Origin of the sequence: Acidovorax sp. LjRoot66 (assembly GCF_964253305.1) — a bacterium.
GTDB lineage: Bacteria > Pseudomonadota > Gammaproteobacteria > Burkholderiales > Burkholderiaceae_C > Acidovorax.
The window spans coordinates 1,772,139-1,786,058 of the sequence record NZ_CAXUQU020000001.1; the positions used below are offsets into that span (position 1 = coordinate 1,772,139).

The 13,920-nt window shown below is 67.3% G+C and carries 12 protein-coding genes; all 12 read right to left on the minus strand.

Features of this window, described 5'->3' with window-relative positions; genetic code table 11:
* Position 1: 1 nt before the first annotated feature.
* Positions 2–892: a hypothetical protein gene (locus ACSQ3Y_RS08285; RefSeq protein ID WP_436176953.1), complete on the minus strand. Its 891-nt coding sequence runs from the start codon at positions 890–892 to the stop codon at positions 2–4.
* Entirely contained in the window at positions 889–1,731 is an 843-nt protein-coding gene (locus ACSQ3Y_RS08290) for an ABC transporter ATP-binding protein (RefSeq protein WP_436176954.1), read from the minus strand. Before ACSQ3Y_RS08290 ends, ACSQ3Y_RS08285 begins: the two co-directional genes overlap by 4 nt.
* Before the next feature lie 132 nt (positions 1,732–1,863).
* On the minus strand, positions 1,864–2,667 hold the full coding sequence (locus tag ACSQ3Y_RS08295) for an ABC transporter permease (protein ID WP_436176955.1): 804 nt from the start codon (positions 2,665–2,667) through the stop codon (positions 1,864–1,866).
* A 10-nt stretch (positions 2,668–2,677) separates the two neighbouring features.
* Complete coding sequence (locus ACSQ3Y_RS08300; RefSeq protein ID WP_436176956.1) at positions 2,678–4,390, minus strand: phosphate ABC transporter substrate-binding/OmpA family protein; 1,713 nt, start codon at positions 4,388–4,390, stop codon at positions 2,678–2,680.
* Positions 4,391–4,403: 13 nt separating this feature from the next.
* A complete protein-coding gene (locus ACSQ3Y_RS08305) occupies positions 4,404–5,102 on the minus strand; it encodes a hypothetical protein (protein ID WP_436176957.1) in 699 nt (232 codons plus the stop codon).
* A gap of 241 nt (positions 5,103–5,343) precedes the next feature.
* Entirely contained in the window at positions 5,344–6,831 is a 1,488-nt protein-coding gene (locus ACSQ3Y_RS08310) for a nucleobase:cation symporter-2 family protein (RefSeq protein ID WP_436176958.1), read from the minus strand.
* A 203-nt stretch (positions 6,832–7,034) separates the two neighbouring features.
* Positions 7,035–7,811, minus strand: a complete 777-nt coding sequence (locus tag ACSQ3Y_RS08315) for a GntR family transcriptional regulator (RefSeq protein ID WP_436176959.1) — start codon at positions 7,809–7,811, stop codon at positions 7,035–7,037.
* A 46-nt stretch (positions 7,812–7,857) separates the two neighbouring features.
* A complete protein-coding gene (locus ACSQ3Y_RS08320; protein WP_436176960.1) occupies positions 7,858–8,634 on the minus strand; it encodes an aspartate/glutamate racemase family protein in 777 nt (258 codons plus the stop codon).
* 4 nt (positions 8,635–8,638) lie between these two features.
* Complete coding sequence (locus ACSQ3Y_RS08325) at positions 8,639–10,129, minus strand: NCS1 family nucleobase:cation symporter-1 (protein ID WP_436176961.1); 1,491 nt, start codon at positions 10,127–10,129, stop codon at positions 8,639–8,641.
* Between the two features lie 219 nt (positions 10,130–10,348).
* The gene (locus tag ACSQ3Y_RS08330; protein WP_007861905.1) at positions 10,349–11,041 is read right to left on the minus strand and encodes a GntR family transcriptional regulator; all 693 of its coding nucleotides are present in this window, start codon (positions 11,039–11,041) and stop codon (positions 10,349–10,351) included.
* 14 nt (positions 11,042–11,055) lie between these two features.
* Positions 11,056–12,897 (minus strand): methyl-accepting chemotaxis protein, encoded by a 1,842-nt coding sequence (locus ACSQ3Y_RS08335; protein ID WP_436176962.1) that lies wholly within the window; start codon positions 12,895–12,897, stop codon positions 11,056–11,058.
* A gap of 169 nt (positions 12,898–13,066) precedes the next feature.
* Positions 13,067–13,918 carry a transporter substrate-binding domain-containing protein gene (locus ACSQ3Y_RS08340; RefSeq protein WP_436176963.1) on the minus strand — a complete coding sequence of 284 codons (852 nt, stop codon included), beginning with the start codon at positions 13,916–13,918 and terminating at the stop codon, positions 13,067–13,069.
* Positions 13,919–13,920 lie beyond the last annotated feature (2 nt).

Genomic DNA, 13,920 nt, shown 5'->3' on the forward strand with positions numbered 1-13,920 from the left:
GTCATTTCATGGTTTGTGCCACGGGGCGGGGCACGGGTGCAGCAGCAGCTTTTGCCACGGCGGGGCTTGGCACATGGACGCCGATGGTGTCCAGCTCCTCGCTGATGTCGGCCTCCAGGTTCTCTTCGATCGCCAGGCGGTCCACGCTCTCGCGCAGCCGGGCCGATGCGTCGGTAGCCATGGGCATCGACACGGCCTGCTGAAAGACCTCTTCGATGATGTCGGGCATGGAGACCATGGCCGCCTCGATGGCGAACATGCGGCTGCTCAGGCGGCTGCTGCTTTCCATCAGCCGCTGGTAGTCCTTGCGTGCCTGCAGCAGCTGGCGGCGCTCGCGCTCGCCGGTGGTTGCTGCCAGCTGTTCCTCCACGCTGCGCAGGCGGTCGGCGATCTCTTTCTTGCTCAGCTGGCTCTGGCGCTCGTTGGCGCTTACGATGGCCAGCCAGCGCGCCAGGTAGTCGCGCGTCACGTCCTTCAGGCGGTCGATGTCCTCCACGCTCAGCGCGCAGGTGCGGGCCTTGACCATGCGCTCCAGCGCATCGATGCGGTCCAGCGTCTGCAGGTAAACGCGCATGCGCTTGGAGCTGGGGTCGCATTCATTGCGGTCGCCCAGCTCCTTGAGCAGGCTGTCCACCTGCGCCTGGTAGCGCAGCGTGGCGTACTTGCGCCGCACGCTGTAGCGAAAGGTCGACATGCCCGGCACGTACAGCAGCGCCAGCCCTTCGATGGCTGCGTACGCCGTGCCCACGAAGACGAAGCCCGGCAGCCCGTAGGGGAAGGACGCCAGCACCGCCAGCGCGGCTGCGCCCAGCGATGCCGTGACGTTCCACTTGCTGGTCAGAAACTCCTGGATGTACGGGGGCTCTTCCCGTTCGCCCGGGTCGAATTTCATACGCTCAGCGTGATCTGGCCATGGCCCTTCGCGTCGCGCAGCGACGTGAGGATGCGGTCCTGCATGCGCAGGGTTTCGGTGGACCGCGCCCAGGCCTCCGAGCGCGGGTGCTCGGCGTGGATGGCAAAGTCATCGGCAATCTTTGCGGGCTGGGGCGACAGCACGATCACCCGGTCACCGAGCGCCAGCGCCTCGCTCACATCGTGGGTCACGAAGACCACCAGGCAGGGGTTGGCCTGGCACAGCGACAGCAGCAGGCGCTGCATTTCCTCTCGCGTCTGCGGGTCCAGCGCGCCAAAGGGCTCGTCCATCAGCAAAATGCGCGGGCGCAGCACCAGGGCGCGCGCCAAGGCCACGCGCTGGTTTTGCCCGCCCGACAGCTGCGCCGGGCGCATGGCCTTCTTGTCGGCCAGGCCCACGGCGGCGAGGATGGTGTCCACCCGCTCCTTGATCTCGGCCTGGGTGATGCGCCCCTTCCACAGCTTGAGCGTGAACGGGAAGGCCACGTTGTCCCACACCGTCAGGTCGGGCCGGTTGGCGTACTGCTGGAACACGGTCACCGCATCGTCGTGCTGGTCCAGGCACTCGCGGCCGTCGATCTCCACCCGGCCGATGGTCGGCGTTTTCACGTTGAACGGGCGCACCCCGCCCATCATGCGCATCAGCGTGGACTTGCCGCAGCCCGAGGGGCCCAGCAGCATGTTGATGCTCGGGTTCGTGAGCTGCAGGTCGATGCCGTCGATCACGCGCAGCACGCCCTTGCCGTTGGCGGCAGGGTACTCCTGCACGATGCCGCTCATGTGGATGGAAATGCTCGCAGCGCTCGGGGTCGATGTCATGCTTGGCTTTGTTGTATCAGTTCTTGGGAGCATACGAAAAGAGCGCTGCACCGCCAGCGCGGCCGTGCAAGGGCCGCCCCGCCGCACCGGGTGCGTCCCCCTGGGGGGAAGGCGCGAAGCGACTCAGGGGGGTCACACCGTACTTTCCCAGGGGAACATTTTTCGCTTGGCCCAGGTCATCACGCGGTGCGTGATCAGTGCCAGCGCAATGATGGTGATGATGCCCGCGAACACCTGGTCCATGGCCGAGAAGCGGCGCGCGTTCTGGATCAGTTGGCCCAGGCCCTCCTTGGCGTTCACGTACTCGGCCACGGTGATGTAGGTCCACATCACCGAGATGGCGATGATGATGCCGTCCACGATGCGTGGCATGGCCATCGGTATCACCGCGCGGCGTATGCATTCCCACGGTGTGGCGCCCAGGTCGCGCGCGCTGATCCAGTACGACTGCGGCACCGAGCGGATCGCATCGCGCACCAGCGGGATCAGGTAGACCACCGCGCCCGAGAACAGGAAGACGATCTTCATCTCCTCGCCAATGCCGAACCACATCACCATGATGGGCAGCAGCGCCACGATGGGCGCCGAGCGGAACGGGTCGATCAGCGGCGACAGCGTGGCGTTGATGCGCGGCGATGCCCCCATCAGGATGCCGATGGGCAGGCCGATCAGGATCACCAGAATGCCGGCCACCACCAGCCGCCCGCCCGACCACAGCACCGAGGTCAGCAGCAGGCTTTCCTGGCGCACGGGGTCCCACGCCAGGCGCGAGAAGGCCATGGCCACCTCCCACGGTGCGGGCAGCCGGTTCGAGTTGACCAGGCCCGATGCGCTCACCAGCGCCCAGGTCGCCAGCACCACCACCACGGCGCCCACGCCCAGCATGCGCTGGGTCTGGGGCGAGATCGGATGGCTGGGGTTCCAGAATTGGGCCATCGCCGGCCCCTCAGCGTGCCAGCACGGCGATGCGGGTGGCGCGGTTCATCTGGCGGCAGGTGTCCAGGTCCACCTCCAGCGCGGCGGGGTTGCCTTCGTTGCAGATGGGGTTGTTCGAGCCATTGCCCACCACCTTGAAGCGCGCGGCCGGAATCTCCCACTGCGTCACCACGTACTTGGTCACCGCGTCGGCACGCGCCTTTGACAGGCGCTGGTTGGCCTGCGCGCTGCCGGTCGAATCGGTGTTGCCCGAGATCTCGAAGTACGCCGAACCATTGCTGTTGATGAAGGGCACCACCTGGGTGTCGATCACCTCCTGTGCCTTCTTGGTCAGCTCGGCCTGGCCCACGGGGAAGTTCACGCTCACCGGCTTGGTCAGCGCGGCGGGGCGGGTTTCGGCCTTTTGCATGCCGGCCGTGTCGAAGGTGAACTCCGGCTTGGCGGCGGCGGCGCGCGCGGCCTGGTTGTCCTTGAGCAGGGCGTTGATGAAGCGGTAGTCGAACGAGTTCTGCGGCGAGACCACGGGCGAATTCGGGTTGGCCAGCGAGCCGGCGGCGCGGTAGATCGCGTCGAACTCGCGGTACACGCGCTCATAGTGGTTGGTGTCACCCGCCAGGCCCAGGATGCGGGCGTTGTCGTCCAGGCCCGTCCACACCAGGTTGGAGAACAGGCTCGAGACGAAGGGCATGCCCTCCTTCTTGGCCAACTGGTCGAAGAAAGGCTCGGTGCGCACCAGCGCCTCGGCGGCGCCGGCCGGGTTGGCGCGGGCGGCGGTCACGCCGTCCATCCAGCCCTTGACGAAGCCCTGGAAGGCCTGCTGGTTGGCAGGGTCCTGCAGCAGCTTCTGGTTGCAGACCATCACGTCGTAGATCAGGTTGGTGGCCACCTTGGTGGAGTACACCACGCGCGCGCCAGGGGTGGCCTTGACGGCCAGCGACAGGTCCGGGTCCCACAGCACGGCGGCGTCCACGCTGCCGGCAGCGAACGCGGCGCGCACGCCGGGCGTGCCCTCGTCAGCGTTGATGTAGACCACGCGGTCGAGCACGTTGGCCTTTTGCTTGGCGCTCAGGCTGGAGTTGTTGATGGCGTTGATGAACAGGCCGTGCGAGGGCGTGTACTTGAGCAGCGCCACCTTCTTGCCCACCAGGTCCTCGATGCGCTTGATGTCCGGGTCGCGGGCGATCACGGCGTCGGCACCCTGGGTGTTGTCCACGATCATGATGGCGCGGCCATCGAGCTTGGTGTTGATCAGGTTGGGCTGCTCCTGCGCCCAGAAGTCCGAGGTGCGCCAGGCGCACTGCGCCGTGTTGCTCTCGAAAATGGTGGTCAGCGTCGGGATGTCGTCCTGGATGATGAACTCCACGTTCACCCCGGCCTTCTGGAAGATCGAGCCCGGCTGTGTCTTCAGGCTGTTGCCGTTGGCCACCAAAGCCGGCGCATAGCCGTGAAAGCTCACGATGCTGACCTTGAGCGGGTTGCCGGCCGAGCCCAGGGCCCCGCCCTTGGGCGCCGCCACGGCAGGGGCGGACGGCGTGTTACCGGCCACCACCGCAGGCGCGGTCGTGCTGCCCTGCGGGCTGCTGCTGCCGGCCGGGGCCGACGCCTCGGTCTTGCCCAGCTTGTCCTGCACCCACATCTTGCCGCCCATGTTCCACAGGACGGATCCCGCAGCCCCCACGACGATGACCGCGATCAGCGCCTTCCCCATGCCAGTCAATTGCATTGCTTACTCCTCTTTATTTTTGAACCTGTGATTGGCCCGAGAACGTGATGACGATCTGTCCCAGGCGGTTCATTTCTGCATCCAGCCGGGCGGATTCCCTCTCCCCGGCCTCCTGATTGGTCCTGGCCGCTGCGCGCACATCGGCCGTCTGCTGCGCGGCGCGCGCCACGCCCCGGTCCAGCAGCGCCGTCAGCTCCGCGATCTGCTTGCGCACCTGGGCGCTCTTGTCCTGTTCTTCGGCATGGATGGCCGCGATCTCGCGGTCCGCATTTTGCAGTGCGGAAGCCACCTGCTGCGCGATTTTCTGCTTGGCGATGGCCAGCGCCTTGACCTTGCGTTGCGCGTCCAGCACGGAATCGTCCACCGTCCAGGTCTCGTCGGCGTCGTCCATGGCCTTGATGGCCTGCTTGCGCACCTCCATCGGCATGCTCTCCAGCCCCGCCATCAGCTTGAGCAGCTTTTCGGCACTGTAGGCCACAGTGGGCACGTTGGCCTCGCGGTACAGGTCGGCAAAATCCTTTTGCTCGGCCACCACGCTCTGCTCGGGTGCCAGCGCAGGCTGCTGCTGCGCCGCGGCGGGCGCGGGCGCAGGTTCGGGCTCCGCCTCGGGCTCGGGGTAGGCCTCGGCGGGCGCGTCCAGGGTGGTGTCCTCCTCCGGGTCGAGCGTCACAAGACCGGTGGCCGCCAACATTTTGCTGAATTTTGTGCGCATTGGATTCCTTGCAAAGGATCAATGTAACGTACCGCACTGTACGTCAGGTTGCACCCGTGCAAGTTGGCGGTTTCTGTAGCCCGGGCGCAACCCGCTCCAGAGGAGAAATGCCCGCTGGCACCCCTTCGGCTTTTCCATCGGTGTTGCATGGACTTTTTTTGCAAACGGTCCGCATGGCGCGTGTGCAAAGAAAAAAGCCCCCGGGGGTCAGCCGGGGGCTTTGGGGTTCAAGCGGGCCGGGTCAGTGGGCTTCTGCCTGGCGTGCTGCGTTCACGGCAGCGCTAGTGTCCTTGCTGGCGCCGTTGAAGAACACATTCAGCGCCACCGCCGTGATCGAGGCCAGCAGGATGCCCGACTCGATCAGCGGGTGGATGGCGTGCGGCATCCACTGGCGGAAGTTGGGCGCGATCAGCGGGATCATGCCCACGCCGATGGACACCGCCACGATCATGCCGTTGAAGCGGTTGTTGCGGAAATCCACCCCGCCCAGGATGCGGATGCCCGTGGCCGCCACCATGCCGAACATCACCAGCCCCGCGCCGCCCAGCACCATGGTGGGCAGCGACTCCACCAGCGCCGCCATCTTGGGCAGCACGCCCAGCACGATCAAGATCACGCCGCCGGCCACGCAGACAAAGCGGCTCTTCACGCCCGTCACCGCCACCAGCCCCACGTTCTGCGAGAAGCTGGTATACGGAAAGGTGTTGAAAATGCCGCCCAGCAGCGTGCCCAGGCCATCGGTGCGCAGGCCGCGGGTCAGGTCGTCCTGCTCGATCTTGCGGTCCGTCATGTCCCCCAGCGCCAGAAACATGCCGGTCGACTCGATCATCACCACAATCATCACCAGCGTCATCGTCAAAATCAGGATGGGGTCGAACACCGGCAGCGCGATCTCGAACGGCAGCACCAGGTCGAACCAGTCGGCCTTGCCCACCTTCTCGAACGACATCATGCCCATGGCCGCCGCCACCACGCCGCCGATCACAATGCCCAGCAGCACCGAGATATTGGCGACGAAGCCCTTGGCGAACTTGGCGATCAGCAAGATCGACACCAGCACCAGCGCCGAAATGCCCACGCCCGTCAGGTCCGCATAGCGCGGGTTGGGCACCGTGGGCACCACCGCAAAGCCCTTGGGCACCGGCGGCAGCGACGAGCCCGGCGCCCCCGCGGCCGACTGCGCCTCGGTCAGCCACTTGATGTGCTCGGGGTTCACCACATTGGGCGCCGTGGGGCCCACCGGGTTGCCAAAGATCCAGTTGATGCCCACGCGCATCAGGCTGATGCCGATGACCGCGATGATGGTGCCCGTGACCACCGGCGGAAAAAACCGCAACATGCGGCTCACCATGGGCGCGATCAGGATCGAGATCACCCCCGCCCCGATCACCGAGCCAAAGATCAGCCCCGCGCCCGCCGTGCCGCCCGTGCTCTGCGCCATCGACACCATGGGCGCCACCGAGGCAAAGGTCACCCCCATCATCACCGGCAGCTGGATGCCGAACCAGCGCGTGGCGCCCAGCGCCTGGATCAGCGTGACCAGCCCGCAGACGAACAGATCGGCCGAGATCAGCTTGGCCACCTGGTCCGGCGTGAGGTTCAGCGCCCGGCCCACGATCAGCGGCACCGCCACCGCCCCCGCATACATCACCAGCACATGCTGCAAGCCCAGCGCCCCCAGGCGCCCTATGGGCAGTTGTTCATCCACAGGGTGCACGGACGGTTGCATGGCAAAGCTCCTTCGGGTGGGTCGGTCTGTCGGGTGTCGTTGAAATGCGGACGGCCCACGCCATAACGTGTACAACCATCCATACAAAAAGTGTATACACAACATGGCGACAAACTTATCCCGGTAAACCCTAGGCAGGGTAGCCAGGGCATGCGCGGATGGTGGCGGGGTAGAGTGCAGCAGGCTGCTGCAGGCGCAGTGCCTCAGGCCAACAGGGCTTTGACGAGATCCAATTGCCGGTCCGGCCGCCCCGTATCCAACGCCAGATTCGCCTCGATGCGCTGCAGGTGCTCCGTCATGCTGGCCACGGCGGCCAGCACATTGCCGCCCTTGCACAGCGCCAGGAAGTCGGCATGCTCCTCGGACGAGCAATGCGGGTCGTTCGACGAGTCGTACAGCATGGCGATCAACGAGCTGCGGGCCACCAGGTCGCGCACCAGCTGCGCCAGGGTCTGGTTGCCGGCGGCCTCGGCCAGCACCACGTGGAAGTCACCCAAGAGCTTTTCGCGCACCCGGCCCGTGGTCGTGCTCTCGCGCAGCGCCGCGCGCTCGAAGCGGATGTGCTGCTCCAGCATCTGGTAGTCGGCCGGCGTGGCGCTGGCGATGAACAGGCGCACCACCTCGGCCTCGAGCACGCGCCGCACGCTGAACACCTCGCGTGCCTCCTGCACGCTGGGGCGGCTCACAAAGGCGCCCTTGTCGGGGATGATTTCGATCAGCTTGTCCTTGGACAGCATCACCAGCGCCGCACGTATCTTGGTGCGGCTCACGGTGTACACGCGGCCCAGCGCCTCCTCGCGCAGCCAGGTGCCCGGGGGCAGGCGCTTTTCGACGATGGCTGTGGCCAGGTCCTGCGCAATGCTCTCGGTCGAGGCCAGGCGCCCGTCTGCCGCCGCTGGTGATGCGCCTTCAGGCGCCGGCTCGGCAGCGGGTGTCAGGTCGGCGGGAAGGGCTTTGGGGCTCGTGCGGGCGCGGGGCATGGTGGCCGATTGTGGCCCGATTGGCCGGGCTGCAGTGCAGCAGGCCTCAGGCGGCGCGGGATATGCGCGCGGGCGGCACCGCCGCCACGGGCGCCAGCGCAAACCCCGCCAGTGCTCCGGCCATGGCCTTGGGCAGCGGCCGTGCCAGCTCGCCGTGCTTGCTGGTGCGCAGGCCCAGCAGTACCAGCGATTCGACCATCGATGTGGCGGCCGCCACGCCGTCGATCACCGGCACGCCCAGCGTCTGGCTGATGTGCTCGCACAGGTCGGCCATGCCCGCGCAGCCCAGCACCAGGGTGTCGCAGCCGTCCTCGGCCAGGGCGCGGCGGCATTCGTCGGTGATGCGTTCGCGCGCGTTCGAGCCGGGCACCTCCAGCTCCAGCACCGGCAGCTCGCAGGCGCGCACATTGGCGCAAAAGCGCTGCATGCCGTAGATCTCGGCCAGGTGCCAGGCCTGGCCCATGGTGCGGCCCAGCGTGGTCACCACCGAAAAGCGCGCGCCCACCATGCTGGCCATGTGCATGGCCGCCTCGGCAATGCCCACCACCGGGCCACGCGCCAGCTCGCGTGCGGGTTTCAGGCCCGGGTCGCCAAAGCAGGCGATCACATAGCCGTCCACCCCCTCGCGCTCGCCCGCCGCAATCTCCTGCAGCAGGCCGGGCACGGCCAGCGCCTCATCGTAGTGGCTCTCGATGGAGGCCGGGCCCATGGCGGGGCTCACCGCCACCACCTCGGTGCCCGGTCGCGCCACGGCGCGCGCGCAGGCCCCGATCTTCTCGGTCATGCTCCAGGTGGTGTTGGGGTTGATGATCTTGATGCGCACGGGCTCAGCTCTTTCGGTTCAATGCAAGGTAGATGACGAAGCCCAGGCCCATGCCGATGAACCAGGCGTAGTTGGCGGCCGGCCGGAGCACCGGCACCATGACGCACAGGATGGGCACCAGGGCCGATGGGATCAGCGTCCAGATGGCGCGCGGGTTGTAGCCCTTGCTGTACCAGTAGGCGCCGCGGCTGTTCATGGTGTACAGCTCATCCACCAGCACCTGCTGGCGGCGCACGAAGTAGTAGTCGGCGATGAGGATGCCGAACAGCGGCCCGATGAACGAGCCCAGCACGTCCAGCGTGTAGTGGATCACCTCGGGGTTGGCATACAGGTTCCAGGGCGTGATGAAGATCGAACCCACGGCAGCGATCATGCCGCCCGTGCGCCAGCTGATGTGCTGCGGCGCCACGTTGGAAAAGTCGAACGCGGGCGACACGAAGTTGGCCACGATGTTGATGCCCACCGTGGCGATCATGAAGGTCAGCGCGCCCAGCACCACGGCCGTGGTGCTGTCGATCTTGCTCACGGTGTGCACCGGGTCGGTGATCAGCTCGCCAAACACCGGCAGCGTGGCCGCCGTGGTCACCACCGTCAGCAGCGAGAAGAACACGAAGTTCACCGGCAGGCCCCAGAAGTTGCCCTTCTTCACCGCGTCAAAGCTCTTGCCGTAGCGCGAGAAGTCGCCAAAGTTGAGCATCGGCCCGCTGAAATAGCTCACCACCAGCGCAATCGCCGACAGCATCACCGGCAGCGCATCCCAGCCCTGAAACTTCACGCCGCCCAGGTTCAGGTCGATGTTCTTCCAGCCCGCCTTCCACACCAGCCAGCCGCACAGCACCGCCATCACCACGTACACGGCAGGTCCTGCCCAGTCGATGAACTTGCGGATCGCCTCCATGCCGTGCCAGAACACCAGCGCCTGCAGCACCCACATCACCATGAACGCCAGCCACCCCAGGCTCGACAGCCCTGCAAACCCGTGCTGCGCCACATCGGCATACGGCGCCAAGTTCGGAAAGAAGTGTAGAGCCAGCAGCAAGAAGGCGCCCGACGCCAGATAGGTCTGTATGCCATACCACGCCACCGCGATCAGCCCGCGGATGATGGCGGGGATATTGGCCCCCAGCACCCCGAACGATGCCCGGCAGATCACCGGGTAGGGTGTGCCCGTCACCTGGCTGGGCTTGGCCACCAGGTTGCAGAAGAACTGCACGATCACGATGCCCACCAGCAGCGCCACCAGCACCTGCCAGCTCGACAGCCCCAGCGCAAACAGGCTGCCCGCCGTGATGTAGCCGCCAACGCTGTGCACGTCGGACATCCAGAACGCAAAGATGTTGTATTGGCCCCAGGTCTGGCGCTTCAGGGGCGCCAGGTCCTCATTGGTCAGGCGCGGGTCGTAGCCCGGCTTGATCAGGGCATTGCCATGGTGCGGCCCGGCGGGCGCTGTGCCTCCGGCCAACGGGGTGGTACTGCTGCTGACGGCTGTGTTCACGGGTGTCTCCTCGTGTGGAAAAGGACGGGTTCCGGGCATCTGCGGCCCGGTTGAAAGTTGCACCCTATATTTGTATACAAAAAATGGATGCAATAAAACACCGCTCGAACGGGAAATGACTGGGGTTTACCCGGGGTGTCTGCGGCACGCGCAAAACAAAGCCGCCCGGGCCTTGGCGGCCGGGGCGGCAATGAGAGACGGGGAAAAGGGAAGGGCGGCTCAGCCGTCAGTGCCAGAGCGGGTGCCCGCCAGCGGGCTCAGCGAATCGCGCAGCCGGTCGCGCACCAGCGGCTGGCCCGGGTTCAGTGCCGCCTCCACATGGCCGATGTGGGCCAGCAGGCGTTCGCGTGCCAAGGCCGTGTCGCCGGCTTCCAGCGCCTCGACGATGGACTCGTGCTCGGCGCAGGACTGGCTGGCCTCGTGCCGCGACTGGTAGAGCGAGGCCGCCAGCGTGGTGCGCGCCGTCAGGTCGCGCAATATGTCGCTCAGGCTGCGGTGGCCCATGCTCTCGGCCAGGCAGACGTGAAAGTCGGCCAGCAAAAAGGCGCGCGTCGCCGCGTCGGCCCCCTCGATGGCCTGCTGCTCCTCGGCAATGTGGGCGCGCAGCCGCGGCGTCACCGACTGCAGCGGCCGCCCCGCGTCGGCCAAGATGCCCGACTCGATGATGCGCCGGGCCGAGAACGCGTCGCGCGCATCCTCCACCGTGGGCTCCACCACATACCAGCCCTTGCGCGGGCGCACCTCCACAAAGCCGCGCGCCTGCAGCTGCATCAGCGCCTCGCGCACCAGGGTGCGGCTCACGCCGAACAGGTCGGCCAGCTCCTGCTCGCCCAGGCGCTCGCCGGGGGCGAGCTTCTGGGCCAGGATGGATTCGACCACCTGTTGTGCGATCTGGGTCTGGCTGATGCTCATGGGCGTGGTGGTCGTCAGTGGGGCGGGGCCGGCAGGCGGGCCCGGTTGGGCGCGGGGGAGGCTTCGAGGGTGAAGCCCGCCACCGTGCGCGAGAGGTGGTGGGCCTGGTCGTTGAGCACTGCTGATGCGGCGGTGGATTCTTCGACCAAGGCTGCATTTTGCTGTGTCGCGCGGTCCATCTCTGCAACCGCCTGGTTGATCTGGCCGATGCCGGCACTCTGCTCGGTCATCGAGCCATTGATTTCGCCCACGATCTGCGCCACGCGCTGGATGCTGTGCACGATCTCGTCCATGGTCTGGCCGGCCGCGCGCACACGCTGCGTGCCCGTGGCCACGCTGGCGCCGGAGGTGTTGATGAGCGCGCGCACCTCTTGGGCCGCCGTGGCGCTGCGGTGCGCCAGGCTGCGCACCTCGCTGGCCACCACGGCAAAGCCCCGGCCGTTCTCGCCGGCGCGCGCTGCTTCCACCGCAGCGTTCAGCGCCAGAATGTTGGTCTGAAAGGCGATGGAGTCGATCACGCCGATGATCTCGCCAATGCGGGCGGATGCGCTGGAGATCTCGTCCATGGTGCTCACCGCGCCGGCCACCACCTCGCCACCGCGCGTGGCGGCGGCACTGGCCGCGCGCGCCAGCTGCGCCGCCTGCGCGGCGGCATCGGCCGACTGCTGCACGGTGGCCGTCAGCTGCGACAGCGAGGCCGACGTCTCCTGCAGGTTGCTGGCCGAGGTCTCGGTGCGGTGCGACAGGTCGTGGTTGCCGGCCTTGATCTCGTCGGTGGCCGTCTTCATCGACTCCACGCCCTGGCGCACGTCCAGCAGCACTGCACCGATCTTGTCCACGAAGGCGTTGAACGACGAGGCGATCTGCGCCACCTCGTCGCGCCCGGTCACCGGCAGGCGGTGGGTCAGGTCGCCGCCGCCGGAGCCGATCTCGTCCATCGCATCGCGCACCTGCGACAGGCGCCGAAACGACTGCGCCGTGAGCAGCGCGCAGGCCCCAGCCGCCAGCAGCGCCAGCAGCACCGTGGCAATGGCCGATGCGCGCAGCACGCTGGCCAGCCCCGCCGTGGCCTCGGCCTTGTCCAGCGCCACCACCAAAAGCCAGTCCGTGCCCGGCACGGGCAGGGCGCGCAGCAGCTTGGCCGCACCACCCAGGTCCACCTCCAGCGCATGGGCGGCGCCCGGCAGCGCCGCCACCACCGCGGGGGTGAGGGCGGGCGACAGCTCCGACGCAGGCTTGAGCATGCGCTGCGCATCGGGGTGGGCCAGCACCAGCCCGTCCTTGTCGATCACCAGGCCCAGGCTGCTGGGCGTGGGGTGCACGGCAGCCACCACCTCCTGCACGCCCTTGAGTGGCACGGCCCCGCTCACCGCGCCCTGCGCCGCCCCATCGCGCACGATGGGCGCCGCGAACGACACGAAGGGTTCGCCCGTGGAGGCATCGCCATAGGGCTTGGTGACCACCAGCTTGCCTGCCGCCACTGCGCTTTTGTACCAGGGGCGCGCCGTGGGGTCGTAGGTGGGCGGCGTGGTGGCGCTGCTGGACACCCAGCGCTTGTCCTGCCAGCCCGCCGTGGTGACCGGGAAGCCGCCCGCCTTGTTCATGTGCAGCACGATGCCCCGGGGGTCACCGGGCTCCACCGCAGCGGCGGTGGCCTGCACGGCCATGGCCTTGGCGGCCACCCATTTCTCGATGGCCAGCGTGTTGCCCGAGGCAATGGCCGCCAGGTTGTCCTCGATGGTCTGCAGCGTGGCCGAGCGCACGATGGAATAGGTGGCCGCCCCCGTCAACGCCAGAGCGGCAGTGACGGCGGCCGTGGTGATGAGCAGGATGCGGGTGCGAAGCGAGGTGATCATGGGGAGTGCTGCTGGCGGTGGATGGGAGGCGTGCCTTGACTCAGGCCAGGTGAAAGAGGGGGCGCATACGGATTTGGATTCAACCGGATAGCTAGGCGGGGAGCCGCAGACAGTGCTGTGGCACGGCAAGGCGACCCAACGACGCTATACGGTTGAAGGCAAATCCGTATCAGCCCTTGGTGTCGCGGAACATGTCTGGCGACAGACTGTGCTTGAACCACTGCATGGCATTCACCATCAGCGCCTGCGACGACCGGGCCTGCACCAAAAAGGCATCCACCCGCGCCAGCAGGCGCGGCTCGCGCTTGCGCACCCCTATGTGGCAGGGGCTTTGCCGCAGCACGGCCAGGCGGCGTATGCGCTCGCGCAGGGCCGTGTCGGGTATCGATTCGGCCACCACGTTGCCGGCCGCAAAGGCGTCGACGGCGTGGCGCACATAGGCTTCGAGCAGCGGGGCCGAGCTGTCGAACAGCACGGGCGTGGCCTGCGGCACCTGGGCCTTGAGCTCCGCTTCCTCCAGGCTGCCGCGCACCACGCCCACGCTCCGGCCCTTGAGCGCAGCGGCGGCATCGGCCGCGCCCGGGGCAGCGGCTTCGCCGAACACGCCGATGTAGGTCGGCGCGTAGGCTGATGAAAAATCGATATCGCGCTCGCGCTCGGCCGTCTTGCCCAGGCTGGCGATGATGATGTCCACCCGGTCTTCCAGCAGGGCCGCCATGCGCTCGCCGCTGGCCACGGGCAAAGTCTTCAAAGTCACCCGCAGGTCGGCTGCCAGCATGCGCGCCACGGCAATGTCGAAGCCGTCGAGTACACCATTGCGCGTAAAGCCGAACGGCGGAAAATCCTGCGGCACCGCCACGCGCAGCACCTTGCTGCGCAAGATGCGGTCGAGCTGGTCCGCCGGTGCGGCGGTGCCCTGTGCCAGGGCCGCACTGCCCCAGCCCAGGCTGCCCAGGCCGGTAGCGGTAGCGCCTGTGAGCACCAGCTGGCGGCGGTTCAGGGAGTGGTGGCGCGGCTGCACGC

Bases quoted from the DNA above. Each gene is read 5' to 3' on its own strand.
- ACSQ3Y_RS08285 (WP_436176953.1), bottom strand. From the start codon at position 892: ATGAAATTCGACCCGGGCGAACGGGAAGAGCCCCCGTACATCCAGGAG.
- ACSQ3Y_RS08290 (WP_436176954.1), bottom strand. From the start codon at position 1,731: ATGACATCGACCCCGAGCGCTGCGAGCATTTCCATCCACATGAGCGGC.
- ACSQ3Y_RS08315 (WP_436176959.1), bottom strand. From the start codon at position 7,811: ATGCCCCGCGCCCGCACGAGCCCCAAAGCCCTTCCCGCCGACCTGACA.
- ACSQ3Y_RS08330 (WP_007861905.1), bottom strand. From the start codon at position 11,041: ATGAGCATCAGCCAGACCCAGATCGCACAACAGGTGGTCGAATCCATC.
- ACSQ3Y_RS08305 (WP_436176957.1), bottom strand. From the start codon at position 5,102: ATGCGCACAAAATTCAGCAAAATGTTGGCGGCCACCGGTCTTGTGACG.
- ACSQ3Y_RS08300 (WP_436176956.1), bottom strand. From the start codon at position 4,390: ATGCAATTGACTGGCATGGGGAAGGCGCTGATCGCGGTCATCGTCGTG.
- ACSQ3Y_RS08310 (WP_436176958.1), bottom strand. From the start codon at position 6,831: ATGCAACCGTCCGTGCACCCTGTGGATGAACAACTGCCCATAGGGCGC.
- ACSQ3Y_RS08295 (WP_436176955.1), bottom strand. From the start codon at position 2,667: ATGGCCCAATTCTGGAACCCCAGCCATCCGATCTCGCCCCAGACCCAG.
- ACSQ3Y_RS08335 (WP_436176962.1), bottom strand. From the start codon at position 12,897: ATGATCACCTCGCTTCGCACCCGCATCCTGCTCATCACCACGGCCGCC.